Origin of the sequence: Pseudomonas sp. R25(2017), from assembly GCF_002112565.1 — a bacterium.
Classification (GTDB): domain Bacteria; phylum Pseudomonadota; class Gammaproteobacteria; order Pseudomonadales; family Pseudomonadaceae; genus Aquipseudomonas; species Aquipseudomonas ekonensis.
The window spans coordinates 267,774-292,251 of sequence record NZ_NEHZ01000008.1 but is presented as its reverse complement, the minus strand read 5'-3'; the positions used below and the strand labels follow the sequence as shown (position 1 = coordinate 292,251).

Annotated in this window: 22 protein-coding genes; 9 read left to right on the top strand and 13 right to left on the bottom strand. The window is 65.8% G+C overall.

Annotated elements, in window-relative coordinates; translation table 11 throughout:
* Both CAG31_RS13330 and CAG31_RS13325 read right to left on the bottom strand, forming a co-directional pair.
* A partial coding sequence (locus CAG31_RS13330; RefSeq protein ID WP_085581749.1) for a YgcG family protein occupies window positions 1–690 on the bottom strand: 690 nt, incomplete at its 3' end.
* A 13-nt stretch (window positions 691–703) separates the two neighbouring features.
* Complete coding sequence (locus tag CAG31_RS13325) at window positions 704–1,312, bottom strand: LemA family protein (protein WP_085581747.1); 609 nt, start codon at window positions 1,310–1,312, stop codon at window positions 704–706.
* Window positions 1,313–1,573: 261 nt separating this feature from the next.
* Here CAG31_RS13325 and bglX point away from each other — a divergent pair, with 261 nt between their 5' ends.
* Window positions 1,574–3,865, top strand: coding sequence for a beta-glucosidase BglX (gene bglX, locus CAG31_RS13320; RefSeq protein ID WP_085581745.1), 2,292 nt, complete (start codon window positions 1,574–1,576; stop codon window positions 3,863–3,865).
* Between the two features lie 82 nt (window positions 3,866–3,947).
* Here the strand turns inward: bglX and CAG31_RS13315 are convergent, their stop codons facing one another.
* The 5 genes from CAG31_RS13315 to CAG31_RS13295 form a co-directional block, all read right to left on the bottom strand.
* On the bottom strand, window positions 3,948–5,105 hold the full coding sequence (locus tag CAG31_RS13315; protein WP_085581743.1) for a phosphatidylserine/phosphatidylglycerophosphate/cardiolipin synthase family protein: 1,158 nt from the start codon (window positions 5,103–5,105) through the stop codon (window positions 3,948–3,950).
* 1 nt (window position 5,106) lies between these two features.
* Entirely contained in the window at window positions 5,107–5,694 is a 588-nt protein-coding gene (locus CAG31_RS13310) for a YceI family protein (protein ID WP_085581741.1), read from the bottom strand.
* 84 nt (window positions 5,695–5,778) lie between these two features.
* Window positions 5,779–6,084 (bottom strand): amidase, encoded by a 306-nt coding sequence (locus tag CAG31_RS13305; protein ID WP_085581739.1) that lies wholly within the window; start codon window positions 6,082–6,084, stop codon window positions 5,779–5,781.
* The gene (locus CAG31_RS13300; protein WP_085581737.1) at window positions 6,081–7,157 is read right to left on the bottom strand and encodes a serine hydrolase; all 1,077 of its coding nucleotides are present in this window, start codon (window positions 7,155–7,157) and stop codon (window positions 6,081–6,083) included. The genes CAG31_RS13305 and CAG31_RS13300 overlap by 4 nt, the downstream gene beginning before the upstream one ends.
* A gap of 219 nt (window positions 7,158–7,376) precedes the next feature.
* Window positions 7,377–8,255 carry an acyl-CoA dehydrogenase family protein gene (locus CAG31_RS13295; RefSeq protein WP_085581735.1) on the bottom strand — a complete coding sequence of 293 codons (879 nt, stop codon included), beginning with the start codon at window positions 8,253–8,255 and terminating at the stop codon, window positions 7,377–7,379.
* Between the two features lie 153 nt (window positions 8,256–8,408).
* Here CAG31_RS13295 and olsB point away from each other — a divergent pair, with 153 nt between their 5' ends.
* Both olsB and CAG31_RS13285 read left to right on the top strand, forming a co-directional pair.
* Window positions 8,409–9,164, top strand: coding sequence for an L-ornithine N(alpha)-acyltransferase (olsB, locus tag CAG31_RS13290; RefSeq protein WP_085581733.1), 756 nt, complete (start codon window positions 8,409–8,411; stop codon window positions 9,162–9,164).
* On the top strand, window positions 9,164–9,958 hold the full coding sequence (locus CAG31_RS13285; RefSeq protein ID WP_085581731.1) for a 1-acyl-sn-glycerol-3-phosphate acyltransferase: 795 nt from the start codon (window positions 9,164–9,166) through the stop codon (window positions 9,956–9,958). The genes olsB and CAG31_RS13285 overlap by 1 nt, the downstream gene beginning before the upstream one ends.
* Before the next feature lie 108 nt (window positions 9,959–10,066).
* Here the strand turns inward: CAG31_RS13285 and CAG31_RS13280 are convergent, their stop codons facing one another.
* Window positions 10,067–10,645 (bottom strand): ACP phosphodiesterase, encoded by a 579-nt coding sequence (locus CAG31_RS13280; RefSeq protein ID WP_085581729.1) that lies wholly within the window; start codon window positions 10,643–10,645, stop codon window positions 10,067–10,069.
* Between the two features lie 169 nt (window positions 10,646–10,814).
* Between CAG31_RS13280 and CAG31_RS13275 the strand changes: the two genes are divergently transcribed.
* From CAG31_RS13275 to CAG31_RS13265, 3 genes are read left to right on the top strand one after another with little or no spacing between them, the layout of a single operon-like run.
* On the top strand, window positions 10,815–11,117 hold the full coding sequence (locus tag CAG31_RS13275) for a helix-turn-helix transcriptional regulator (protein ID WP_085581727.1): 303 nt from the start codon (window positions 10,815–10,817) through the stop codon (window positions 11,115–11,117).
* Between the two features lie 34 nt (window positions 11,118–11,151).
* Window positions 11,152–12,318 (top strand): MFS transporter, encoded by a 1,167-nt coding sequence (locus tag CAG31_RS13270; RefSeq protein ID WP_085581725.1) that lies wholly within the window; start codon window positions 11,152–11,154, stop codon window positions 12,316–12,318.
* A 31-nt stretch (window positions 12,319–12,349) separates the two neighbouring features.
* A complete protein-coding gene (locus CAG31_RS13265; protein WP_085581723.1) occupies window positions 12,350–13,399 on the top strand; it encodes an alkene reductase in 1,050 nt (349 codons plus the stop codon).
* A 243-nt stretch (window positions 13,400–13,642) separates the two neighbouring features.
* On the opposite strand, the gene CAG31_RS13260 is transcribed toward CAG31_RS13265, so the two are convergent.
* A complete protein-coding gene (locus CAG31_RS13260) occupies window positions 13,643–14,275 on the bottom strand; it encodes a TetR family transcriptional regulator (protein ID WP_085581721.1) in 633 nt (210 codons plus the stop codon).
* 267 nt (window positions 14,276–14,542) lie between these two features.
* On the opposite strand from CAG31_RS13260, the gene emhA reads away from it, so the two are divergent.
* The 3 genes from emhA to emhC are packed head-to-tail and all read left to right on the top strand — an operon-like array spanning window position 14,543 to window position 20,325.
* Window positions 14,543–15,700, top strand: coding sequence for an efflux RND transporter periplasmic adaptor subunit EmhA (emhA, locus tag CAG31_RS13255; RefSeq protein ID WP_085581719.1), 1,158 nt, complete (start codon window positions 14,543–14,545; stop codon window positions 15,698–15,700).
* Window positions 15,701–15,703: 3 nt separating this feature from the next.
* Complete coding sequence (emhB, locus tag CAG31_RS13250) at window positions 15,704–18,868, top strand: efflux RND transporter permease subunit EmhB (RefSeq protein ID WP_085581717.1); 3,165 nt, start codon at window positions 15,704–15,706, stop codon at window positions 18,866–18,868.
* Window positions 18,865–20,325, top strand: a complete 1,461-nt coding sequence (gene emhC, locus CAG31_RS13245; protein ID WP_085581715.1) for an efflux RND transporter outer membrane subunit EmhC — start codon at window positions 18,865–18,867, stop codon at window positions 20,323–20,325. Before emhB ends, emhC begins: the two co-directional genes overlap by 4 nt.
* A gap of 60 nt (window positions 20,326–20,385) precedes the next feature.
* Here the strand turns inward: emhC and CAG31_RS13240 are convergent, their stop codons facing one another.
* The 4 genes from CAG31_RS13240 to CAG31_RS13225 all read right to left on the bottom strand — a co-directional run bounded on the left by CAG31_RS13240 (window position 20,386) and on the right by CAG31_RS13225 (window position 24,363).
* The gene (locus CAG31_RS13240) at window positions 20,386–22,335 is read right to left on the bottom strand and encodes a DUF692 family multinuclear iron-containing protein (RefSeq protein ID WP_085581713.1); all 1,950 of its coding nucleotides are present in this window, start codon (window positions 22,333–22,335) and stop codon (window positions 20,386–20,388) included.
* A 16-nt stretch (window positions 22,336–22,351) separates the two neighbouring features.
* Complete coding sequence (locus tag CAG31_RS13235) at window positions 22,352–23,335, bottom strand: HEXXH motif-containing putative peptide modification protein (protein WP_256575483.1); 984 nt, start codon at window positions 23,333–23,335, stop codon at window positions 22,352–22,354.
* Between the two features lie 192 nt (window positions 23,336–23,527).
* Window positions 23,528–24,004, bottom strand: coding sequence for a GNAT family N-acetyltransferase (locus CAG31_RS13230; protein ID WP_085581709.1), 477 nt, complete (start codon window positions 24,002–24,004; stop codon window positions 23,528–23,530).
* Between the two features lie 98 nt (window positions 24,005–24,102).
* Entirely contained in the window at window positions 24,103–24,363 is a 261-nt protein-coding gene (locus tag CAG31_RS13225; RefSeq protein WP_085581707.1) for an Os1348 family RiPP precursor, read from the bottom strand.
* Window positions 24,364–24,478 lie beyond the last annotated feature (115 nt).

Genomic DNA, 24,478 nt, shown 5'->3' with positions numbered 1-24,478 from the left:
CCCGCCGCCACCGAAGCCGCCACCGCCGAAACCGCCGCCCGATCCCCCGGAACCGCCCCGGCCGGCGGGAAGGATACCGAGCATCTGGCAGACAAAGACAGTCAGGATGAACAACATGACGAGAAACACGAACAGGGTCGGATGGCGGGAGACGAAATCGTCCGCCGGATCCCCGGCCGGTTCGTACACCGTCGACGGTTCGTCCAGCGGATTGCCGCCCAGCACCACCAGCATCGCCGCCACGCCGTCGCTGATGCCCTTACTGAAGTTGCCGGCCTTGAAGGCCGGCGTGATGACCTGATGGATGATCACCGAACCCTGGGCGTCGGTCAGCCGATCCTCCAGCCCGTAGCCGACCTCGATGCGCAACTTGCGCTCGGCGCGGGCGACGATCAGCAGCGCGCCGTTGTTCTTGTCTTTCTGGCCGATGCCCCAGTGCCGGCCGAGCTGGACGCCGAAGTCTTCGATGGTGTCGCCCTGCAGGTCCGGCAGCGTGACCACGACCACCTGCTCGCCGGTGGCCTGCTCGTGGGCCTGCAGCTGCTGGCTCAACTGGGCGCGCACCGACGGCTCGATCATCTGCGCCTGATCCACCACCCGCCCGGTCAGGGCCGGGAACGAAAGTTCGGCCAACGCGCTGCCGGCCAACAGCCACAGCGTCAGCGCCAGACCCGTCTTCAGCATGCGCATGGCCGGCCCCGGATCAGAACTTCACTTCCGGCGCCTTGTCCGCGCCGGGGCTGGTGGCCTCGAAGGTCTCGCGCACCGGCAGGTCGCTGTACATCACCTTGTGCCAGAGCAGGCCGGGGAAGGTGCGGATCTCGGTGTTGTACTTCTGCACCGCCAGGATGAAGTCGCGCCGGGCCACGCTGATGCGGTTCTCCGTGCCTTCGAGCTGGGACTGCAAGGCGAGGAAATTCTGGTTGGCCTTAAGGTCCGGGTAGCGTTCGGACACCACCATCAGCCGGCTCAAGGCCCCGCTGAGCTGATCCTGGGCCTGCTGGAACTGCTTGAGCTTCTGCGGATCGTCAAGGGTGTTGGCGTCGACCTGGATCGAAGTAGCCTTGGCCCGCGCCTCGACCACGGCGGTCAGGGTCGCTTCCTCATGCTTGGCGTAGCCCTTCACTGTCTCCACCAGGTTGGGGATCAGGTCGGCGCGCCGCTGGTACTGGTTCTGCACCTGGCCCCAGGCGGCCTTGGCCTGTTCGTCGAGGGTCGGGATGTTGTTGATGCCGCAGGCGGTCAACAGCGTGGCCAGCACCAGCAAGGTGGCGACCTGCAAACGCGAACGGTGGGCGGGACTGACATTCATCGCACGGGTGCTCCCTGGCGCATTCCATTAAAAGGCGATCGCGAAACATTCTCGGCGGGCTCTTGGGGCATAATCGCCCGCACCACTGGATTGCCGCAGGCCGATGGGCTACAAAGAGGCCCTGCGCGATCGCGTCGCCGAACACCGGCGACGTTTTTTCGGCTGTCGTTTTTTCAATCAGCACCCGAACAACAATAGTCGCTCCCTAAATTTTGGCTGGCCGGCATCGCATTGCCGTTTAGGCCCTTGAGAAAACCATTCATGAAGAAGCTGTGTTTGCTGGGCCTGTTCGTCAGCCTGGCCAGTCATCAGGCATTGGCCGCCACGACCCAGATCCCTCTGGAAAACAAGGACGCGTTCATCAGCAACCTGATGAAGCAAATGACCCTCGACGAAAAGATCGGCCAGCTGCGCCTGATCAGCATCGGTCCGGAAATGCCCCGTGAGCTGATCCGCAAGGAGATCGCCGCCGGCAACATCGGCGGCACCTTCAACTCGATCACCCGTCCGGAAAACCGTCCGATGCAGGACGCCGCGATGCGCAGCCGACTGAAGATCCCGATGTTTTTCGCGTACGACGTGATCCACGGCCACCGTACGATTTTCCCGATTCCCCTGGCCCTGGCCTCCAGCTGGGACATGGACGCCATCGGCCGCTCCGGCCGCGTGGCCGCCAACGAGGCGGCGGCCGACAGCCTCGACATCACCTTCGCGCCGATGGTCGACATCTCCCGCGACCCGCGCTGGGGCCGCAGCTCCGAAGGCTTCGGCGAAGACACCTACCTGACCTCGCGCATCGCCAAGGTGATGGTCAAGGCCTACCAGGGCGACTCGCCGAGCGCGGCGGACAGCATCATGGCCAGCGTCAAGCACTTCGCCCTGTACGGCGCGGTCGAGGGCGGCCGCGACTACAACACCGTGGACATGAGCCCGGTGAAGATGTACCAGGACTACCTGCCGCCGTACCGCGCGGCCATCGACGCCGGCGCCGGCGGCGTGATGGTGGCGCTGAACTCGGTCAACGGCATCCCGGCCACCGCCAACACCTGGCTGATGAACGACCTGCTGCGCAAGGACTGGGGCTTCAAGGGCCTGGCGGTCAGCGACCACGGCGCGATCTTCGAGCTGATCAAGCACGGCGTGGCCCGTGACGGCCGCGAGGCGGCGAAGCTGGCGATCAAGGCCGGCATCGACATGAGCATGAACGACACCCTCTACGGCAAGGAGCTGCCGGGGCTGCTCAAGTCCGGCGAGATCGAGCAGAAGGACATCGACAACGCCGTGCGCGAAGTGCTCGCGGCCAAGTACGACATGGGCCTGTTCAAGGATCCGTACCTGCGCATCGGCAAGGCCGAGGACGATCCGGCCGACACCTACGCCGACAGCCGCCTGCACCGCAGCGAGGCCCGCGACGTGGCCCGCCGCAGCCTGGTGCTGCTGACCAACCGCAACCAGACCCTGCCGTTGAAGAAGTCCGCCAAGGTCGCCCTGGTCGGTCCGCTGGCCAAGGCGCCGATCGACATGATGGGCAGTTGGGCCGCCGCCGGCCGTCCGGCCCAGTCGGTCACCCTGTTCGACGGCATGAGCGCGGTCATCGGCGACAAGTCGAACCTGACCTACGCCCGCGGCGCCAACATCACCAGCGACAAGAAGGTGCTCGACTACCTCAACTTCCTCAACTTCGATGCGCCGGAAGTGGTCGATGACCCGCGTCCGGCCAACGTGCTGATCGATGAAGCGGTCAAGGCCGCCAAGGACGCCGACGTGGTCGTGGCCGCCGTGGGCGAGTCCCGCGGCATGTCCCACGAGTCCTCCAGCCGCACCGACCTGAACATCCCGGAAAACCAGCGCGAACTGATCCGCGCCCTCAAGGCCACCGGCAAGCCGCTGGTGCTGGTGCTGATGAACGGCCGTCCGCTGACGATCCTGGAAGAGAAGGAACAGGCCGATGCGATCCTGGAGACCTGGTTCAGCGGCACCGAGGGCGGCAACGCCATCGCCGACGTGCTGTTCGGCGACTACAACCCGTCGGGCAAGCTGCCGGTGACCTTCCCGCGCTCCGTGGGCCAGATCCCGACCTACTACAACCACCTGAGCATCGGCCGGCCGTTCACGCCGGGCAAGCCGGGCAACTACACCTCGCAGTACTTCGATGACACCACCGGCCCCCTGTTCCCGTTCGGCTACGGCCTGAGCTACACCGACTTCAGCCTGAGCGACATGGCGCTGTCCTCCACCACTCTGAACGCCACCGGCAAGCTCGACGCCAGCGTCGTGGTGAAGAACACCGGCCAGCGTGACGGCGAAACCGTGGTGCAGCTGTACATCCAGGACGTCACCGGCTCGATGATCCGTCCGGTGAAGGAGCTGAAGAACTTCCAGAAGATCCTGCTCAAGGCCGGCGAACAGAAGGTCGTGCACTTCACCATCACCGAAGACGACCTGAAGTTCTACAACGCCCAGCTCAAGTACGCCGCCGAGCCCGGCAAGTTCAACGTGCAGATCGGCCTGGACTCCCAGGACGTGACGCAGCAGAGCTTCGAACTGCTGTAAGGCAAAGCAACGCAATACCTGTGGGAGCGGCGGCAAGTCGAGTCGTCGCGCCGCAGCTCCCACAAAGTTTTCTGTGTAGCGACTATCCGCGCCGATCCAGCAGATTGACCACCAACCGGTCCACCCACCCCCACAGCCGCTGCTTGATGCGCCGCCACAACGGCCGCCGCCGCCATTCCTCCAGGCTCACCTGCTGACTCAGGCCGAAGTCCTTCTCGAAACTCGCCACCACCGCCGCCGTCAACGGCGGATCCAGCGCCTCCAGGTTCGCCTCAAGATTGAAGCGCAAATTCCAGTGGTCGAAGTTGCACGAACCAATGCTCACCCAGTCGTCCACCAGCACCATCTTCAGGTGCAGGAAACACGGCTGGTACTCGAAGATCTTCACCCCGGCCTTGAGCAGGCGCGGGTAGTAGCGGTGCCCGGCATAGCGCACGGAAGGGTGATCGGTGCGCGGCCCGGTCAGCAGCAGGCGCACGTCGAGGCCCCGGGCGGCGGCCTTGCGCAGGGAGCGGCGGATCTTCCAGGTCGGCAGGAAATACGGCGTGGCCAGCCAGATGCGGCGCTGGCCGCTGTTCAGCGCGCGGAACAGCGACTGCAGGATGTCCCGGTGCTGACGGGCGTCGGCATAGGCCACCCGGCCCATGCCCTCCCCCGCGTCCGGCACCCGGGGCAGGCGCGGCAGGCCGAAATGCGCCGTGGGCCGCCACGCGCGGCGATGGCGGTTGGCGATCCACTGGCGGTCGAACAGCAGTTGCCAGTCGAGCACCAGAGGGCCTGTGATCTGCACCATCACCTCGTGCCATTCGCTGGTGTCGTGGCCCGGCGTCCAGAACTCGTCGGTGACCCCGGTGCCGCCGACCACCGCCAGGCATTGATCCACCAGCAGCAGCTTGCGGTGGTCGCGATAGAAATTGCCGACCCAGCGCCGCCAGTTCAGGCGGTTGTAGAAACGCAGTTCGACCCCGGCGCCGGTCAGCCGTTGACGCAGGTTGAGGGTGAAGGCCAGGCTGCCGTAATCGTCGAACAGGCAACGCACCCGCACGCCCCGCTCCGCCGCCAGCACCAGCGCCTGCACCACGGTTTCGGCGCAGGCGCCGGCCTCCACCAGGTACAGTTCCAGCTCGATCTGCTCGCGGGCGCCGGCGATGGCGTCGAGCATGCGCGGGAAGAACTGCGGCCCGTCGATCAACAGTTCGAAGCGGTTGCCGTCGCGCCAGGGGAACACCGCGCCGCGCATGTCAGCGCGCCGCGAAAATCAGCACCGCACCCACCGGCACCGACAGGCTGATGGCCGACAGGCCGGCCAGGCTGCGCAGGGTTTCCAGACCCGGCGCCAGGTCGAAGTCCGCGGCGTTGATCACCAGCGGCTCCAGGGTCACTACCTGAAAGCGCCGGTCGTCGAGACGGGTGGCGAGCAGTTCGGCGGGGTATTCGCGCTGTTTGCCGTGCAGGCTGACGGTCAGCGGCAGGCGCAGTTCCAGTTGCGCGCCGGGCGCCAGGTCGTTGATCGGACGCAGGTCGATCTGGGTGGAGATGGTGGCGTCGGGGAACTGATCGATCTGGAACAGCTCCTTGCGCATGCGCTCGTCCCGCAGCGGGATGCCGCTGTTGATCGACTCCAGCTCGACCTCGACCTCGGCCCGGCCGTCCGGGTCGACCTTGCCGTGCAGTACCAAAAAGCGCTGCACTTCGGAGACGTTGGCGTTTTTCGTGCTGACGAACGACAGCCGCGAGGATTCGCCGTCCAGGTACCAGTTGGCCTGGGCCGGCAGGGCGGCCGCGGCCAGCAGCAGGCCGGCGGCGGTGCAGAGAGAACGGTTGAGCATTGAAGACCCGTGGGGCAGAAAAACCTGCACGAACCTTAACCGGCCCGGGCCGTTCCGGCAAAGCCCCCGCCGCAAGTCACAGCATCAGGGCGCCAGGCGACAGCCCTGGCGCTCGCCGATCCATCGGGCGCTGCTGCTGCGGCCCAGGCCGCTGACCGTGACGGTCTTGCTCGACGGCTCGTCGGCAAAGGCGCTGGTGGCCAGCCACTGTTTCACATACCCGCGACAGTACGCGGCGTCGTTGTTCATCACGTACCGGCACGAGCAGTATTCCTTGGCGGTGTACGCGCTGATGATGTCCGGGAACGCCCACAGCGCTTGGCGCTCCAGCCAGCCCCAGCCCAGCAGCGCGACGAACGCCAGCAGCAACACACGCCCCAGCAATTTCATGGCCGCACCGTCCCGGCGAATGCCGCGAGGGCCCGCTTGAGCAGTTCGTTGTGCCGGTAGCGGCCGTCACGGTCGTCGCCGTAGCGCACGATCACCAGGTTCGCGCTCGGGATCACATACAAGGCCTGCCCCCAATGGCCGAGGGCGGCGAACGTGTCGGGCGGCGCGTCGGGCCAGGGCGACGGCGCGCCGTCCACCGCAAGGTTGAGCCACCAGTGGCCGCCGGGCACGGCCTCGTCCTGGCCGGCCTTGTAGCCCGCGAACGGGGTGCGGTTGAAGGCGATCCACTCTGCAGGCAGCAATTGCCGTTCGCCCCAGCGCCCGTCCCGGGCCATCAGCAGGCCGATCCGCGCCAGATCGCGGGCGGTCAGGTAGACATAGGACGAAGCGACGAAGATGCCGGCGGCATCGGTCTCCCACACGGCACGGCGGATGCCCAGCGGTTCGAACAGGGCCGTCCAGGGATAGTCCGCATAGCGCTGCGGACCGACGATGCCCTTGAGCGCCGCCGCCAGCAGGTTGCTGTCGCCGCTGGAATAACGGAAGGCCTTGCCCGGTGCGGCATAAGCCTCATGGCCCGCGGCGAACGCGGCCATGTCGCGATGGCCGCGGGTGTAGAGCATGGCCACCACCGAGGACTTGAGCGGCGCGTATTCGTAGTCTTCCTGCCAGTCCAGGCCGGACGCCCAGTGCAGCAGGTCGCCCAGGGTGAGGGTCGGGTGCCGCTCCAGCGCCGGGTAATACTTCGACGCCGGTTCTTCGAGGCGCAACCGCCCTTCGCCGTAGGCCACCCCCAGCACCGTGGCCATCAGGCTCTTGCTGATCGACCAGGTCAGGTGCGGGGTGTCGGCGGTGGTCGGACCGGCGTAGCGCTCGTAGACCAATCGGCCGTCGCGGATCACCAGCAAGGCGTCGGTGCGGATGCCCTGGCGGGTGACGTCGTCGCGGGGCGGGAAGGCGTAGGCCTCCAGGGCCTCGATGGCCGGGCCGGTCGCTTGCGGGGGAACCGGCCATTCCTCGGCGCGCACCGCAAGGCTGATCAGCAGCAGACACAGGGACAGGCCTTTGAACATGGCGGGGGCTCTGGGGATGAACCCGACGAGGGTAGCCGGCATTGATGACAGATTGGCGATGGACGGGGCCTGATGCAGAGTCTGCGGTCACCCCAGAACACGGTAGGAGCCAGCCTGCTGGCGATGACGGCAGCACATCCGGCATTGAGGTGTCAGACAGATCGCTATCACCAGCAGGCTGACTCCCACAGGGTGTTCGGCTGAATGCAGGGCTTGCGGTCAGCCCGCCGCCAAGGCCTTGGCCAGCCGCTTGGCCCGTGCCCCCGCCGCCAACTGCATGACGGACTGGTCCCGTGCCCACATCGCCGCCCACTCGGGCGCCCCTTGGGCAAGCGCCTGATCCAACTCAGGCTTGAGCGCGTCGAACTGCGCGAACAATCCGCCCAGCACCACATGCGCCACCGGGCTGTCCGGCGGTAGCCGGCTGGCTTCCGCGCACCCGGCCAGCAGCGCCACCCAGCGCAGTTGCAGCGCCTGCGGCCAGCCGCTGTCCTGGCCGACGCCGTACAGCCACGCGGTCATCGCGCTCAGCACGTAGATGTCCTCCAGGGTGCGGAACGGTTTCACGTAGGCGTCCCAGCCATCCCCGGCAAGCAATTCGCAGCCCGCGTTCTCCAGGTGCAGGCGACCGTGGCTGATGTCCGGCATCAGCGGCAGGGCCGGCAGCGTTTCCACCCGCACACCGGGCTCGTCCGGATAGACCACCGCCAGGCTCAGGCTCGGCGCCTCCCCCGGCGCCTCGCTGCGCGCGGCGACCAGCAGCCAGTCGGCGGCGTCGCCGGCGGTGACGAAATCCTTGCGCCCGTCCAGGCGCAGGTCCGTGAGACGGGTCTGCATGTCCGCCGGGCGCAGGCTGCGCTGTTCGGTCGCACACAGGGCGCCCAGGCTGGGCGGCGCGCTCGGCCAGAGCATGCGCAGGGCCGCCTGATAGCCCACCAGGAACGCCAGGCCCGGCGTGGCCATCCGCCGCCCGCCGGCCACCGCCAGTTCGAACGGGGTCACGGTGCCCAACTGATGCAGCAGCATCGCGAAACCTTCCCTCAGGTCAGGGACGGCGGGCATTCGTTCACGGCATTCGAGCAGGGTCGGCCAGGGCATAGGAGGCTCCTTGAGGGCTGTCATACAAGCATCACCAAACATTCATGGCGATGACACCGGGGCTACATAGCCTGACTTTGCCCAACACGGCGGCATAAAGAAAGTCGATCGGCTGCAACCCTTGACGGGTGAACGGCCCGTACGGAGATTCACATGACTCAGATCGCCCGCATCAGCGACACCGGCAATGAACGCCGCCTGCAAGCCGAACGCCTGATCGGCGCCGAGGCTCTGCAGCAAGCCCAGGCCTTGCGCTTCAACGTGTTCAGCGGCGAGTTCAACGCCAAGCTGAAGGGCGCGGAGCTGGGTCTGGACATGGATGACTATGATGTCCACTGCAGCCACATCGGCGTGCGTGACCTGAACACCGGTCGCCTGGTGGCGACCACCCGCCTGCTCGACCACACTGCCGCCAGCAGCCTGGGCCGCTTCTACAGCGAAGAGGAATTCAGCCTGCACGGCCTCGCCGGCCTGCAGGGCCCGATCCTGGAGATCGGCCGCACCTGCGTCGATCCGGCCTACCGCAACGGCGGCACCATCGCCGTGCTCTGGGGCGAACTGGCCGAAGTGCTGAACCAGGGCGGCTACAGCTACCTGATGGGCTGCGCCAGCATCCCGATGCAGGACGGCGGCGTGCAGGCCCACGCGATCATGCAGCGCCTGCGCGAACGCTACCTGTGCACCGAACACCTGCGCGCCGAACCGAAGAATCCGCTGCCGTCGCTGGACATCCCGTCCAACGTGATCGCCGAAATGCCGCCGCTGCTCAAGGCCTACATGCGCCTGGGCGCGAAGATCTGCGGCGAGCCCTGCTGGGACGAAGACTTCCAGGTGGCCGACGTGTTCATCCTGCTCAAGCGCGACGAGCTCTGCCCGCGCTACGCCAAGCACTTCAAGGCGGCCGTGTGATGGGCCGCCTGCGGGTGTACGCGCGGATCGCGCGGGTGCTGCTGGTGGTGGCGCTGGGCCTGTGCATGGCCAGCGTGTTCGGGGTGTTCGAGCGGCTGGGCCTGGCCCATTCGATGGTGCGCCGGCAGCGCTGGTCGCGGTTTTTCATGGCGCGCCTGAGCAACGCCCTGCCCTTTCGCGTGACCGTCCTGGGCGAGTTGCCCAAGCAGCCGATGCTGTGGGTCAGCAACCATGTGTCCTGGACCGACATTCCGCTGCTGGGCATGCTCACGCCGCTGTCGTTCCTGTCCAAGGCCGAAGTGCGCACCTGGCCTGTGGCCGGCTGGCTGGCCGCCAAGGCCGGCAGCCTGTTCATCCGCCGCGGTTCGGGCGACAGCCAGCTGATCCGCAAGCAGATGACCCGTCACCTGCAATCGGAACATCCGCTGCTGATGTTCCCGGAAGGCACCACCACCGACGGCCGCTCGCTGCGCACCTTCCACGGGCGCCTGCTGTCGGCGGCCATCGACTCCGAGGTGAAGCTGCAACCGGTGGCGATCCGTTACCTGCGCAATGGCCACATCGACCCGCTGGCACCGTTCATCGGTGACGATGACCTGCTGTCGCACCTGATGCGCCTGTTCAGCCATGACTGCGGCGAGGTGGAGATCCACCTGCTCAAGCCGATCGCCTGCCAGGGCCGCGAGCGTGCCGCGCTGGCGTTCGAGGCGCAGCAGGCGGTGCAGAAGGCATTGTTCGGCGAGGTGGCCAAGCCGGTCGAACCGAGCCGTGCCGGCGACCTGATTGCCGCCTGAGGCCACGCAACCCTGTAGGCGCCAGCCTGCTGGCGATAGGGCCGGATCAGTCACATCAACATCGACTGACAGGCCGCCATCGCCAGCAGGCTGGCTCCTACAAGGGAATCAAGATGTCGGCGGGGTCTGCGCGAAGTCCTGAAGCCTGGGATAGAACCGCGCAAAATCCTCGCTCAACGGCTCGTACAGCCGCCGCAGTTCGTCCATCGCCCCCGCCAGTTCCTCCGGCCGGCTCAGCCGCCGGGAAATCCCCCGCAGCACCTGTTCCAGCACCTCGAACTCCCGGTACGAGCCCAGCCAGTCGTCGGCCACCATGTACGGCGCGATCTTCGCCAGGCGCTCCGGCAATTGCCGTTCGCTGGACAGCGTGCGGTAGACATCGGAGGTGAAGTGTTCCAGCGGCCGGTCTGCGTACAGCGTCCAGTCTCGGGCCAGGCAATGGTCGAAGAACACGTCGAGGACGATGCCCGCATAACGCCGCCGGGTGGTGGCGAAGCGGTCCAGCGCCGTCCCCACCAGCGGGTGCCGGTCGGTGAACACGTCGATTTGCCGGTGCAGCCGGATGGCGGCCTCGATCTCCGGCGCGTACTGCCCTTGCAGCGGCCCTTTGACGAAATCGCCGTACAGGCTGCCGAGCAATTGTCCGGGGCGCTGGCCTCCGAGGTGCAAATGTGCGAGATAGTTCATGGGCGCAGCTTAGCACTGCTCCTTTGCTGGATCACAACCACAATATCGTTATAACCCGATATACCGATTTACGCGGTCGTCAGATCGAAATCATATTGGTATATCGCGAAATACCGATTTAAAGTTCGCCTCATCGCGATATAACGCTACACGTCACGAGCACCCGACCATGAACCTCAACCTCGACGAAATCATAAAAGCCCTGGCGCACCCGGTACGCAGAGACATCCTGCACTGGCTGAAAGACCCGACCGTCGAATTTCCCGACCAGTCCCACAGCAACGAGCACGGCGTCTGCGCCGGGCAGATCGACCAACGCTGCGGCCTGTCGCAGTCGACCGTATCCGCCCACTTGGCGACCCTGCAGCGCGCCGGCCTGGTCAGCAGCCGCAAGGTCGGCCAGTGGCACTTCTTCAAACGCAACGAGGACGTGATCCAGGCGTTCCTCGAAACACTCGGCAAAGAGCTCTGACCCTTAACGTCAGCCGGCCCAAAAGGAAATAACGATGCCCATCCCGCTTCTCATACTCGCCTTGAGCGCCTTCGCCATCGGCACCACCGAGTTCGTCATCATGGGGCTGCTGCCCGATGTGGCGGCCGACCTGGGCGTGTCGATCCCCGGCGCCGGCTGGCTGGTGACCGGCTACGCCCTGGGCGTGGCCATCGGTGCGCCGTTCATGGCGCTGGCCACCGCCCGCCTGCCGCGCAAGGCCGCGCTGATCGCACTGATGGGCATCTTCATCGTCGGCAACCTGCTGTGTGCGGTGGCCAGCGACTACAACGTGCTGATGCTGGCGCGGGTCATCACCGCCCTGTGCCACGGCGCCTTCTTCGGCATCGGCTCGGTGGTGGCGGCCAACCTGGTGCCGGCCAACAAGCGCGCCTCGGCCGTGGCCCTGATGTTCACCGGCCTGACCCTGGCCAACGTCCTCGGCGTGCCGCTGGGCACCGCCCTCGGTCAGGAAGCCGGCTGGCGCTCGACCTTCTGGGCCGTGACCGTGATCGGCGTCGTCGCCCTGTTCGGCCTGGTGCGCTTCCTGCCGGCCAAGCGCGACGAGGAAACGCTCGACATGCGCGCCGAACTCGCCGCCCTCAAGGGCGCCGGCATCTGGCTGTCGCTGAGCATGACCGCGCTGTTCGCCGCCTCGGTGTTCACCCTGTTCACCTACGTCGCGCCGCTTTTGGGCGAAGTCACCGGCGTCTCGCCCCGCGGCGTGACCTGGACGCTGATGCTCATCGGCCTGGGCCTGACCGTCGGCAACATCATCGGCGGCAAGCTGGCCGACAAGGGCCTGGCCGCCACGCTGATCGGCGTGTTCATCGCCATGGCCGTCGTCTCCACCGTGCTGACCTGGACCAGCGTCGCGCTGATCCCCACCGAAATCACCCTGTTCCTCTGGGCCACCGCCTGCTTCGCGGCCGTGCCGGCACTGCAGGTCAACGTGGTGACCTTCGGCAAGGCGGCCCCGAACCTGGTCTCGACCCTGAACATCGGCGCCTTCAACGTCGGCAACGCCCTGGGCGCCTGGGTCGGCGGCAGCGTCATCGCCCACGGCTACGGCCTGACCAGCGTTCCCCTGGCCGCCGCCGTCCTGGCCGTGCTCGCCTTGCTGGCGACCCTGATCACTTTCCGCCAGAACGGCAATCCCGAACTGGCACCGGCTGCAAACTGATTCACTTTTCACCTCACGAGGGTTGTATCTCATGGCAACGATTTTCGATCCGATCAAACTGGGCGACCTGGAACTGTCCAACCGCATCATCATGGCGCCGCTGACCCGCTGCCGCGCCGACGAAGGCCGCGTGCCCAACGCGCTGATGGCCGAGTACTACGTACAGCGCGCCTCCGCCGGCCTGATCCTCAGCGAAGCCACCTCGGTGACCCCGATGGGCGTCGGCTACCCGGACACCCCCGGCATCTGGTCCAACGACCAGGTGCGCGGCTGGACCAACGTGACCAAGGCGGTGCACGCCGCCGGCGGCAAGATCGTCCTGCAACTGTGGCACGTCGGCCGGATCTCCCACCCGTCGTACCTGAACGGCGAGACGCCGGTCGCGCCGAGCGCCCTGCAGCCCAAAGGCCACGTCAGCCTGGTGCGTCCGCTGTCCGACTACGTCACCCCGCGCGCCCTGGAAACCGATGAGATCGCCGAGATCGTCGAGGCCTACCGCACCGGTGCCGAGAACGCCAAGGCCGCCGGCTTCGACGGCGTGGAGATCCACGGCGCCAACGGCTACCTGCTCGACCAGTTCCTGCAGAGCAGCACCAACCAGCGCACCGACCAGTACGGCGGTTCCCTGGAAAACCGTGCCCGCCTGCTGCTGGAAGTGACCGACGCCGCCATCGATGTCTGGGGCGCCGGCCGCGTCGGCGTGCACCTGGCGCCACGCGCCGACTCCCACGACATGGGCGACGACAACCTCGCCGAAACCTTCACCTACGTGGCGCGTGAACTGGGCAAGCGCGGCATCGCGTTCATCTGCTCCCGCGAGAAGGAAGGCGCCGACAGCCTCGGCCCGCAGCTCAAGGAAGCCTTCGGCGGCGCCTACATCGCCAACGAGCGCTTCACCAAGGACAGCGCCAACCAATGGCTGGCCAGCGGCAAGGCCGATGCGGTGGCCTTCGGCGTTCCGTTCATCGCCAACCCGGACCTGCCGGCCCGCCTCAAGGCCGACGCGCCGCTGAACGAGCCGCGTCCTGAACTGTTCTACGGCAAGGGCGCGGTCGGCTACCTCGACTACCCGACCCTGTAAGCCGCACCGCAGAAACGCAAAAGCCCCGACTCGTCAGAGCCGGGGCTTTTTCTTGCGCGTTCGCAACGCGCCTCACACACCTTCACAGGTGCGCAACAAAATCCCTACAAAATACGTAGCCCGCTATGTATCAACCCCTGCCGCAGGCGTATATAAAAGCACTCCTAGGCAGCGGGGCCTGTGAACAGGGATCTTCATCGGCCTCCTTGATTGACACACGCTGATCCAAATACGCATTTTGTTTCATTTGCGCAGGGCGGGGCTCAAGCGCAGCATGTCCAACCCTGCATCGACCCAGCGTTCGGCTTCGGCCTGCAGCTCGAAGCTGTCCGGCGCCAGCAGCCACTGATACAGCAGACCGTCGATGTAGGCATGGATCGCGATGGCGGCCCGGACGGTGTCGAGGTCGGCCGGCAACTGCCCGCGCTTGACCGCATTGCTCAGGGTCAGCCCGATGCCCACGTTGCATTCGAGGCTGGCCGCCCGACGCTGCTGGCGCAGGTCGCACATTTCATCGGTGAACTCGCACTTATGAAAAAGAATTTCGTTGATGCGCCGGGTCTTCGGATCCAGCGCGATCTGATGGAGCAAATGAACCAGCAGTTGGCGCATGCAGCCCAGCGGGTCGACTTCGTCTTCGCTTTCGCTGGCCCGGGCCAGTTCGTCCAGCGGCTCGCGCAACGTGTCGAGCATGGCCTGGAGCAGATCGGCCTTATTGCTGAAATGCCAGTAGATGGCGCCGCGGGTGACACCGGCCAGCGTCGCGATGTCGGCCAGCGTCGTGCGGGCCACGCCACGCTCGTAGAACGCGTGCTCGGCCGCTTCGAGTATCCGGCTCCGGGTCTCTTGAGCTTCCTCTTTGGTGCGACGGACCATGGCAGTAAAACCTCAAACAGGATGTTTCAGGGATGGCTGAATATCCGCTGAATAAAAAGGGGGTGATCTCTCGTGGATCGACTGCCCCGGCCTACAATTTCGAACCTTGCGACGACTTTTGTAACAGGGTGGGTACGCAGTCAAGGTGTTTACAAACAACCATGAACGTAAGTATATTCCTTAGCAAGCTACTTATCCACCCGGCATCCCTTTTTTACCCTTCCACCTTTCTTGTGCGCTTTTTGCGCGCCTGACCCGAGGATCTTCATGCAATTCAAGCCAGCTGTTACCGCTCTGGTCACTGCCGTCGCCCTGGCATCGCTGCTCAGCGGATGCAAAAAGGAAGAGGCGGCGCCCGCCGCCCCACCTCCTCAGGTCGGCGTCGTCACCCTGCAACCCCAGACCTTCACCCTGACCTCGGAACTGCCGGGGCGCACCAGTGCGTTCCGCATCGCCGAGGTCCGCCCGCAGGTCAACGGCATCATCCTCAAGCGTCTGTTCAAGGAAGGCGGCGACGTCAAGGCCGGCCAGCAGCTGTACCAGATCGATCCGTCGGTCTATGAGGCGACCCTGAAAAGCGCCGAAGCCAACCTGCGTTCGACCAAGTCGATCTCCGACCGCTACAAGCAACTGGTCGACGAGCAAGCCGTCAGCCGCCAGGAATACGACACCGCCGTGGCCAACCGCCTGCAATCGGAAGCCGCCCTGCAGAGCGCGCAGATCAACGTGCGCTACACCAAGGTCTACGCGCCGATCTCCGGCCGCATCGGCCGCTCTTCGGTGACCGAAGGCGCGCTGGTGAGCAACGCCCAGGCCGACGCGATGGCGACGATCCAGCAGTTGGATCCGATCTACGTCGATGTGACGCAGTCTTCCGTCGAACTGCTGGAACTGCGCCGCGAACTGGAAAGCGGTCGCCTGCAGAAGGCCGGCGACAACGCCGCTGCGGTCAAGCTGACCCTGGAAGACGGCAGCCAGTACAAGCTCGACGGTAAGCTGGAATTCTCCGAAGTGTCGGTGGACCAGACCACCGGTTCGGTGACCCTGCGCGCCGTGTTCCCGAACCCGGAACACACCCTGCTGCCAGGCATGTTCGTCCACGCCCAGTTGCAGGCCGGCGTGAACAGCGCCGCGATCCTCGCGCCGCAGCAAGGCGTGACCCGCGACCTCAAAGGCACCCCGACCGCACTGGTCGTCGGCGCCGACAACAAGGTCGAGCTGCGCCAGCTCAAGGCCAGCCGCACCGTCGGCAGCCAGTGGCTGGTCGAAGACGGCCTGAAGGCCGGCGACCGCCTGATCACCGAAGGCCTGCAGTTCGTGCGTCCGGGCGCGGTGGTCAACCCGACCGAAGCGACCAACGTCGGCGCGAAGAACCCGGCCCCCGCTCAGGCAGCCGACAAGGCCGCCGGCGGCAAAGGGGAGTAATCCATGTCAAGATTCTTTATCGACCGCCCGATCTTCGCCTGGGTGATCGCCCTGGTGATCATGCTGGTCGGCGCCCTTTCGATCCTCAAGCTGCCGATCAACCAGTACCCGAGCATCGCGCCGCCCGCCATCGCGATCCAGGTGACCTACCCGGGCGCGTCCGCGCAGACCGTGCAGGACACCGTGGTGCAGGTGATCGAGCAGCAGCTCAACGGCATCGACAACCTGCGTTACGTGTCGTCGGAAAGTAACTCCGACGGCAGCATGACCATCACCGCGACCTTCGAGCAAGGCACCAACTCCGACACCGCGCAGGTGCAGGTCCAGAACAAGCTGAACCTGGCCACCCCGCTGTTGCCGCAGGAAGTGCAGCAACAGGGCATCCGCGTCACCAAGGCCGTGAAGAACTTCCTGCTGGTGATCGGTGTGGTGTCGCGCGACGGCAGCATGACCAAGGACGACCTGTCCAACTACATCGTGTCGAACATGCAGGATCCGATCTCGCGGACCGCCGGCGTAGGTGACTTCCAGGTCTTCGGCGCCCAGTACGCGATGCGCATCTGGCTCGACCCGGCCAAGCTGAACAACTTCAACCTGACCCCGGTCGACGTGAAGACCGCCATCGCGGCGCAGAACGTCCAGGTGTCGTCCGGTCAGTTGGGCGGCCTGCCGGCCGTGCAAGGCCAGCAACTGAACGCCACGATCATCGGCAAGACCCGTCTGCAGACCGCCGAGCAGTTCAAGGAAATCCTGCTCAAGGTCAACAAGGACGGCTCCCAGGTTCGCCTCAAGGACGTCGCCGACGTCGGCCTGGGCGGCGAGAACTACTCGATCAGCGCCCAGTTCAACGGCAGCCCGGCCTCCGGCCTTGCGGTCAAGCTGGCCAACGGCGCCAACGCCCTGGACACCGCCAAGGCGCTGCGCAAGACGATCGACGACCTCAAGCCGTTCTTCCCGCAAGGCATGGAAGTGGTGTTCCCGTACGACACCACCCCGGTGGTGACCGAATCGATCAAGGGTGTGGTTGAAACCCTCGTCGAGGCGATCGTGCTGGTGTTCCTGGTGATGTTCCTGTTCCTGCAGAACTTCCGCGCCACCGTCATCACCACGATGACCGTGCCGGTGGTGCTGCTCGGCACGTTCGGCATCCTCGCCGCCGCCGGCTTCAGCATCAACACCCTGACCATGTTCGGCATGGTGCTGGCCATCGGCTTGCTGGTGGACGACGCCATCGTCGTGGTGGAGAACGTCGAGCGGGTGATGAGCGAAGAAGGCCTGTCACCGAAGGAAGCGACCAAGAAGTCCATGGGCCAGATCCAGGGCGCCCTGGTCGGCATCGCCCTGGTGCTGTCGGCGGTACTGCTGCCGATGGCGTTCTTCAGCGGCTCCACCGGTGTGATCTACAAGCAGTTCTCGATCACCATCGTGTCGGCCATGGCCCTGTCGGTGATGGTCGCCCTGATCTTCACCCCGGCGCTCTGCGCCACCATGCTCAAGGCGATTCCGCACGGCGAGCACGGTGCGCCGAAAAAAGGCTTCTTCGGCTGGTTCAACCGCAACTTCGACCGCGGCGTGCGCAGCTACGAGCGCGGCGTCGGCAACATCCTGCAACGCAAGGCGCCGTACCTGCTGGCGTACCTGCTGATCGTGGTCGGCATGATCTGGCTGTTCTCGCGCATCCCGACCGCGTTCCTGCCGGAAGAAGACCAGGGCGTCCTGTTCGCCCAGGTGCAGACCCCGGCCGGCTCGACCGCCCAGCGCACCCAGGTGGTGGTGGACGAAATGCGTGAGTTCCTGCTGCGTCCGAGCAAGGACGGCGGCGAAGGCGACGCCGTGGCGTCGGTGTTCACCGTGACCGGCTTCAACTTCGCCGGCCGTGGCCAGAGCTCGGGCATGGCGTTCATCATGCTCAAGCCGTGGCACGAGCGTAACGCCGACAACAGCGTGTTCAAGCTCGCCGCCCGCGCCCAGCAGCACTTCTTCACCTTCCGCGATGCGATGGTGTTCGCCTTCGCCCCGCCGGCGGTGCTGGAGCTGGGCAACGCCACCGGTTTCGACGTGTTCCTGCAGGACCGCGCCGGCATCGGCCACGAAAAACTGATGGAAGCGCGCAACCAGTTCCTCGGCATGGCGGCGCAGAGCAAGGTGCTGACCCAGGTGCGTCCGAACGGCCTGAACGACGAGCCGCAGTTCCAGTTGGAGATCGACGACGAGAAGGCCAGCGCGCTGGGCATCACCATCGCCGACATCAACAACACCCTGTCGATCGCGTTGGGCAGTAGCTACGTCAACGACTTCATCGACCGCGGCCGGGTGAAGAAGGTGTACGTGCAGGGTCGTCCCGACTCGCGCATGAACCCCGAAGACCTGAAGAAGTGGTACGTGCGCAACGCCGCCGGCACCATGGTTCCGTTCTCCGCGTTCGCCAAGGGCCAGTGGATCTACGGCTCGCCGAAGCTGGCGCGCTACAACGGCGTGGAAGCGATCGAAGTCCTCGGTGCCCCGGCGCCGGGCTACTCCACCGGTGAAGCCATGGCCGAAGTCGAAGCCATCGCCAAGAAACTGCCGGCCGGCGTGGGCATTTCCTGGACCGGCCTGTCGTACGAGGAACGCCTGTCGGGTTCCCAGGCGCCGGCACTGTACGCCCTGTCGCTGCTGATGGTGTTCCTGTGCCTGGCGGCGCTCTACGAGAGCTGGTCGATCCCGATCGCCGTGATGCTCGTGGTGCCGCTGGGGATCATCGGTGCGCTGATGGCCACCAGCCTGCGCGGCCTGTCCAACGACGTGTACTTCCAGGTGGGTCTGTTGACGACCATCGGTCTTGCGGCTAAAAACGCCATTCTGATCGTCGAGTTCGCCAAGGAGCTGCACGAGCAAGGGCGCAGTCTGCGCGACGCGGCCATCGAGGCCTGCCGCATGCGTCTGCGGCCGATCATCATGACGTCGCTGGCCTTCGTGCTCGGCGTGGTGCCGCTGGCGATCTCCACCGGCGCCGGCTCCGGCAGTCAACATGCGATCGGTACCGGCGTGATCGGCGGTATGCTCACCGCAACGATCCTGGCGATCTTCTGGGTACCGCTGTTCTTCGTCACCGTGTCGTCCATGGGCCAGCGCAAAAACGCCGGCAAGGACGACGCCACAGAAACCCCTAAAGAGGCTGGCCAATGAGCAAGTCGCTACTCTCCATCGCAGTCGCCGCCTTCGTGCTGAGCGGTTGCTCGCTGATACCGGACTATCAGCAACCCGAAGCGCCGATTGCCGGCCAGTACCCGCAGGGCCCGGCATATTCGCCGGCCCAGGCGCCGGCGCAGGCCGCCGCCGAGCAGGGCTGGAAGCAGTTTTTCCATGACCCGGCCCTGCAGCAACTGATCCAGGTCTCGCTGGAGAACAACCGCGACCTGCGCGTCGCGGCGCTGAACATCGACGCCTATGCGGCCCAGTACCGCATCCAGCGCGCCGACCTGTTCCCGGCGGTCTCGGCCAACGCCAGCGGCAGCCGCCAGCGCGTCCCGGCCCGGGCCTCGCAGACCGGCGAAGCGTCCATCAACAGTTCCTACTCGGCCACCGTCGGCATCAGCGCCTACGAACTCGACCTGTTCGGCCGGGTGCGCAGCCTGAGCGAACAGGCGCTGCAGCAGTACTTCGCCACCGAAGAGGCGCGCCGCAGCACCCAGATCAGCCTGGTGGCCAGCGTGGCCAACGCTTACCTGACCTGGCAGGCCGACAAGGAACTGCTCAAGCTGACCCAGGAGACGCTCGCCGCCTTCGAGGAAAGCTACAAGCTGACCAGCCGCAGCAACGAGGTCGGCGTGGCCTCGGCGCTGGACCTGGCCCAGTCGCGTACCTCGGTGGAAAACGCCCGTGCGCAACTGGCCCGCTACACCCGCCAGGTGGCCCAGGACGAAAACAGCCTGACCCTGCTGCTCGGCACCGGCATCCCGGCCAACCTGCAAGCGGCCCGGCCGCTGTCCGATGACCTGCTCAGCGACGTGCCGGCCGGCCTGCCGTCGGACCTGCTGCAACGCCGTCCGGACATCCTTCAGGCCGAGTACAACCTGAAGGCGGCCAACGCCAACATCGGCGCGGCCCGAGCGGCGTTCTTCCCGAGCATCAGCCTGACCGCCAACGCGGGCACGCTGAGCCCGGACCTGTCCGGCCTGTTCAAGGGCGGCTCGGGCACCTGGCTGTTCCAGCCGCAGATCAACCTGCCGATCTTCAACGCCGGCAGCCTGCGCGCCAGCCTCGACGCCGCCAAGATCCAGAAGGACATCGGCGTGGCGAACTACGAGAAGTCCATCCAGACAGCCTTCCAGGAAGTCGCCGACGGCCTGGCCGCCCGCCAGACCTACACCGAGCAGCTGCAGGCCCAGCGTGACTTCGTCGCCGCCAACCAGGACTACTACCGCCTGGCCGAGCGTCGCTACCGCATCGGCGTCGACAGCAACCTGACCTTCCTCGACGCCCAGCGTCAGCTGTTCAGCGCGCAACAGGCGCTGATCACCGACCGCCTCGCGCAGTTGACCAGTGCGGTCAACCTGTACAAGGCCCTGGGCGGCGGCTGGAATGCGCAGACCGCGCAGAACGAGCCGCTCAAGGAAGAAGCGCCGAAGATGAAGCTGTTCTGACCGCGCCGCGATGAACGAAAAGCCCACCGAACGGTGGGCTTTTTGCTGTCCGGGCCTTGTTCAGCCACCCACGCCGTTGAGCAGGAACACCGGCTCTTCCAGATAGTCGAGCCCCAGGCGGTTCTCGAACATCTCGTCGCGCAGCGCGGCGGTGGTGAAGCAGCCCAGGTTCAGGGCCGTGGCCACCAGGGAGAAGGTCTGGCTCAGGTGCCCGGCGTCCATCATCGCCACCCTGAGCGCCCGGCTGAACTCGTACTTCCAGGCCAGCCGCTCGACCCTTGCGGTGGACACGAACACCGCCGCCGCGTCCTTCACCCAGGGCTGCCCGCCGCAGGCTTCGCTGATCCAGGCCCGCGGATCCTCCCGCGAAATCAGCTCCAGCCCGTGGCGGCGCACCGAATAGTGATAAAGCCCCCGTTCGAACCCCTGCACGTTCATCAGCACCGCGTACACCTCGGTGACTTGCAGCGAACCGCCGGAAGGCGAGGTCTTCTTCAGGAAGAAGTCGCCCATGCCGTTGGGCTCCATCGCCGTCATGCCCCAGGTGTAATAGAGCAACAGGGACAATTGCGTCGGCGTCAGCGGTGCGCCGCCGAAGGCCCGGGCCGTGCGCCGGGCGCACAGCGAATCCAGCAGCGTGGCGTCGGCGATGGCCTCGCCGGGCGCCAGCAGCGGGTTCTCCAGGGCGATGAACGGGTGCGAGTGATAGTCCTTGAAGGACGAGGGCTGGCGTTGCTGCGAGGCTTTCTGCTCAAGCTCGGCCTCCAGCTCGACGACGCTGACGTACGGCGTCTGCAACCCCGTGCGGGTGCTCAGGTAGAACTCCAGCGCCGCTTCCCAACGCGACCACAGCCGGTGCGCCTGCCTGCGCCCCGACTCCGCCAGGCGCCCCACCGGCTGCACGATGCCCTGCCCGACCAGGGCGCCGAGGAACGCCAGGCTGTTGTCCTGCGCCGGGCTGCGCAGCACGCCCGGCAGCATCAGGGCGCTCTCCAGCGTCCGCGGGGTCATGAAATGGTTCAGCAGCGGCAGCAGGGTCAGGCAGAACTCCAGGCTCAGGCCGGTGCGCCGGTCATGCACGACGAACGTCGACGCGCCGACGCTGAACCACACGCTGTCGCGCAGCTTGAGCAGATCCCCGGGCTCCGGGGCCGGCGCCGGCGGTTCGGCCGGCCGCTCCCGCCCCTGCCAGAACAGCGTCTTGGGCTTGAGTCGCTTGAGGTCGCGCACCAGTGTCTCCAGTTGCGCGTCGCCGGCCTTGTCGTCGATGTCCCACTCCAGGGTCACCGCCCTGACCGGAGACCGCGCAAACAGCTCCTTGAGCAGATCCCAGTCCCGTCTCGGATGGCCGGTGTGGATCTCGATCAACCGGTCCAGCGGCAGCGAACGCAGGTAATCCTTGAAGTCGTAGCCCTGGGCCCGGGCGGTGGCCAGGGCGCTGTCCAGATCCAGCAGGAACCCCGCACCGCTGCGCGCCACCACGCCCGAAATGAACTCGCCCTCAGACTGCTCCGCCGCGTCGGCCAGCGCGAACAGGCGCGGCGCGTTCTCCAGCACCAGCGGCGTGGCGGTCAGCGCCTGCAGCTCAAGGGCGTTGGCCACCACGGTGTCGGCCACCTCCTTGGCCAGGGTCGGCAGGATGAAATGCTGGGTGTCGCCGCCATGGAAGCGCGACCAGGAGATGTGCTCGGCCAGCCACGGCGAGCGGGTCGCGTCGCACAGGCGCCGGGTCATGCGCAGGAACTCACGGTCCATCGCGATCCCCACACTGCCCAACGACAGGCTGGAGGAATGCAGCAGGCTCGGCGTCTGCGCCCCGACGTCGAGCAGGCGCGGCTGCAGGATGCTGTGGGTCGGCTGGAACTCCAGGTAATCGAAATGCGGCAGCCCTTCGGCGAGGATCCGCTCAAGCACCGGGTCGAGGCCGTGATCCGGATCCGGCCGCTTGGGCAAGTGGTACTCCAGCCCCACCCCAGCCTCGGGAAACCGCGAAGCATCGAATAGCGTCATGGTCGCCTCCCTGGCGTCAAGCGGTGGCGCCCAGCACCGGCAGTGCGGCGGACAACGGGGCGGTGATGGCGAGCAGGCCGGCGTGGCGGCTTTCCATGGCCCGCACCTCCGCCGCCAGGTTGTCCAGCAACTGGCGCCCGTGGCGGGTGAAGTCGGGGCTGCCTTCCAGGTCCGGCAAGGCCCGGATCAGCCCGCGCACGATGAACAGCATGCGGTTCTGCGCCCGTTTGAGTTCCTCGGCGGAGCGCGAACGCACCCGCTCCATGTACTTGACCAGCGCGATGTACACGTAGAACGCATGGAAGTAGCCATACAGGTCACGCTTCTGCCCCGACCACGGCAGGCTGAACGTGGCCTCCTGCGAAGTCTGCGGCTCGACCACCGGGGCCACTTCGACGACGTGGTAGAGCAACTGATGGGTGGCCTCGTGCACCAGCGATTCTTCCAGGTCGAGGATCGACTCGTCCCGGCTCGCCAGCAGGACCACCCCGGTGTAGCGCGAGGCCGAGCAACTGCGGAAAGTGCCGTCGGGCAGGAAGCAGATGGATTTGATCAGGTGCCTGATCTGTTCCCGGCAGTCCGGCCAGGTGTGTTCGATCCGCAGCAGGGCGATCTTCACCACGTCGGCAAAGAACCGGCTGGAAAACACGCCGCGCTCCAGACGCTTGCGGGCCGCATCGTCTTCCGGGAACTCGTAGCTGGGCGGCGTGGCCTGCATGAGCAACGGGTCGGCATCGAACCGGTACACCGGCGGATCCTCCGGAAAAACGCCAGAGGCCTGCCGGGCCTTGACCCGGCTCAACATGTCGGCGAACCCGGACACGGTCTTTTCAAGTTCCGCCGTGCCTTCGACCTTCCCGGTCAGGATATGGTTGGTGTCACGGAAAGCCTGGCCGACCCAGATCTGAAATACCGGATCATTGACGATCGGATACTGTTCACGTTTCGGCAGGACGATAAGTTCGACCGCCTGATCAAAGAAGTCCGACAAGCGCGCCACCTCGGCAAACAACTTGTATAGCTCAGCATATAAAACAGTGAACGTCGTGAAGCGGTTCCGGCTGACATATTCGAGCAATGTTTCAAACCGGGACATATCGGTATCCGGAAGAAAGGTAGTGCCCTTGAACAGTTCATCGACAGCCGCATCAAGTTGGCCGTGGTGTGCAATATCCATGTTCAACCATCCTTTTCAGGCAGGCGGCAATGGCTTCGCCATGCTCAGGCTGGCGATGTCATACCCCAATTGTTCATAAAGGCGACGGGCCGGCGCGTTGCGGCCGAACACGTGCAGGCGCATTTCTTCGCACCCGTGCTGGCGCGCCCAGTCCTCGGCGGCCAGCATCGATTGCCGGGCATAGCCTTGGCGGCGCTCGCCGGGCTCGATGTAGACATCCAGGATGAAGGCGATCGACCGGGTACCGACATGCCGCTGGGCGATCCACAGTTCGCCGATGCGCCGTTCCCCGTCCTTGATCACCCAGAGCCGGTGGCCGGCGGTCTGCCGCCCGTGTTCAAGCAGCTGCGTGAACGCCGCGCTGGAGCGCTGCGGCGCCTCTTGCTCGCTCCACTCTCCCGAAGCGGCCATGCCCTGGGCGTACTCCTCCACCGCCCGTTCGGTGAACACCGTAAAATCCGCATCGTCCATGGGAACCAAGGTGACAGGCATGAGCGGCTCACTCCTTGTCCAAGCGCTTTCGATCAGGCCGTTTGGCGTGCTTCGGAACCGGATCGCCGCTCCGGAGCGCGCCAAACGGCCCCCGGGCGTCAGTCCATCCGCGCCTGGACCTGCTGTTGCTGGTCAAAGATCGCGGCAGTGCCCAGCTTGTCGCGAATGCCCGCCCCTGCGCTGACCAGTTTGGCGGAGTCGATGTTTTTCACCGCCGTGAGTTCGGTGGCACTCAAGTGCACGCCGATCCTCTTGGCGGCGCCTTCGGCGTCCTTATGCAACTGTTCCGCAAACTCCTTATCAATAAGGGCACGACCCACCACTGTCGCGAGACGTTCCTGATTCACTTTTGCAGACATGCTTTCTCTCCTTGTCATCAATAAAGAAACATCCCGGGCGAAACATTAAACTCCCTGTCCCCTCCGGGAATTCTGAATATAGCAACGCCGCTTTCCTTTGCCAGTTACAAGCACG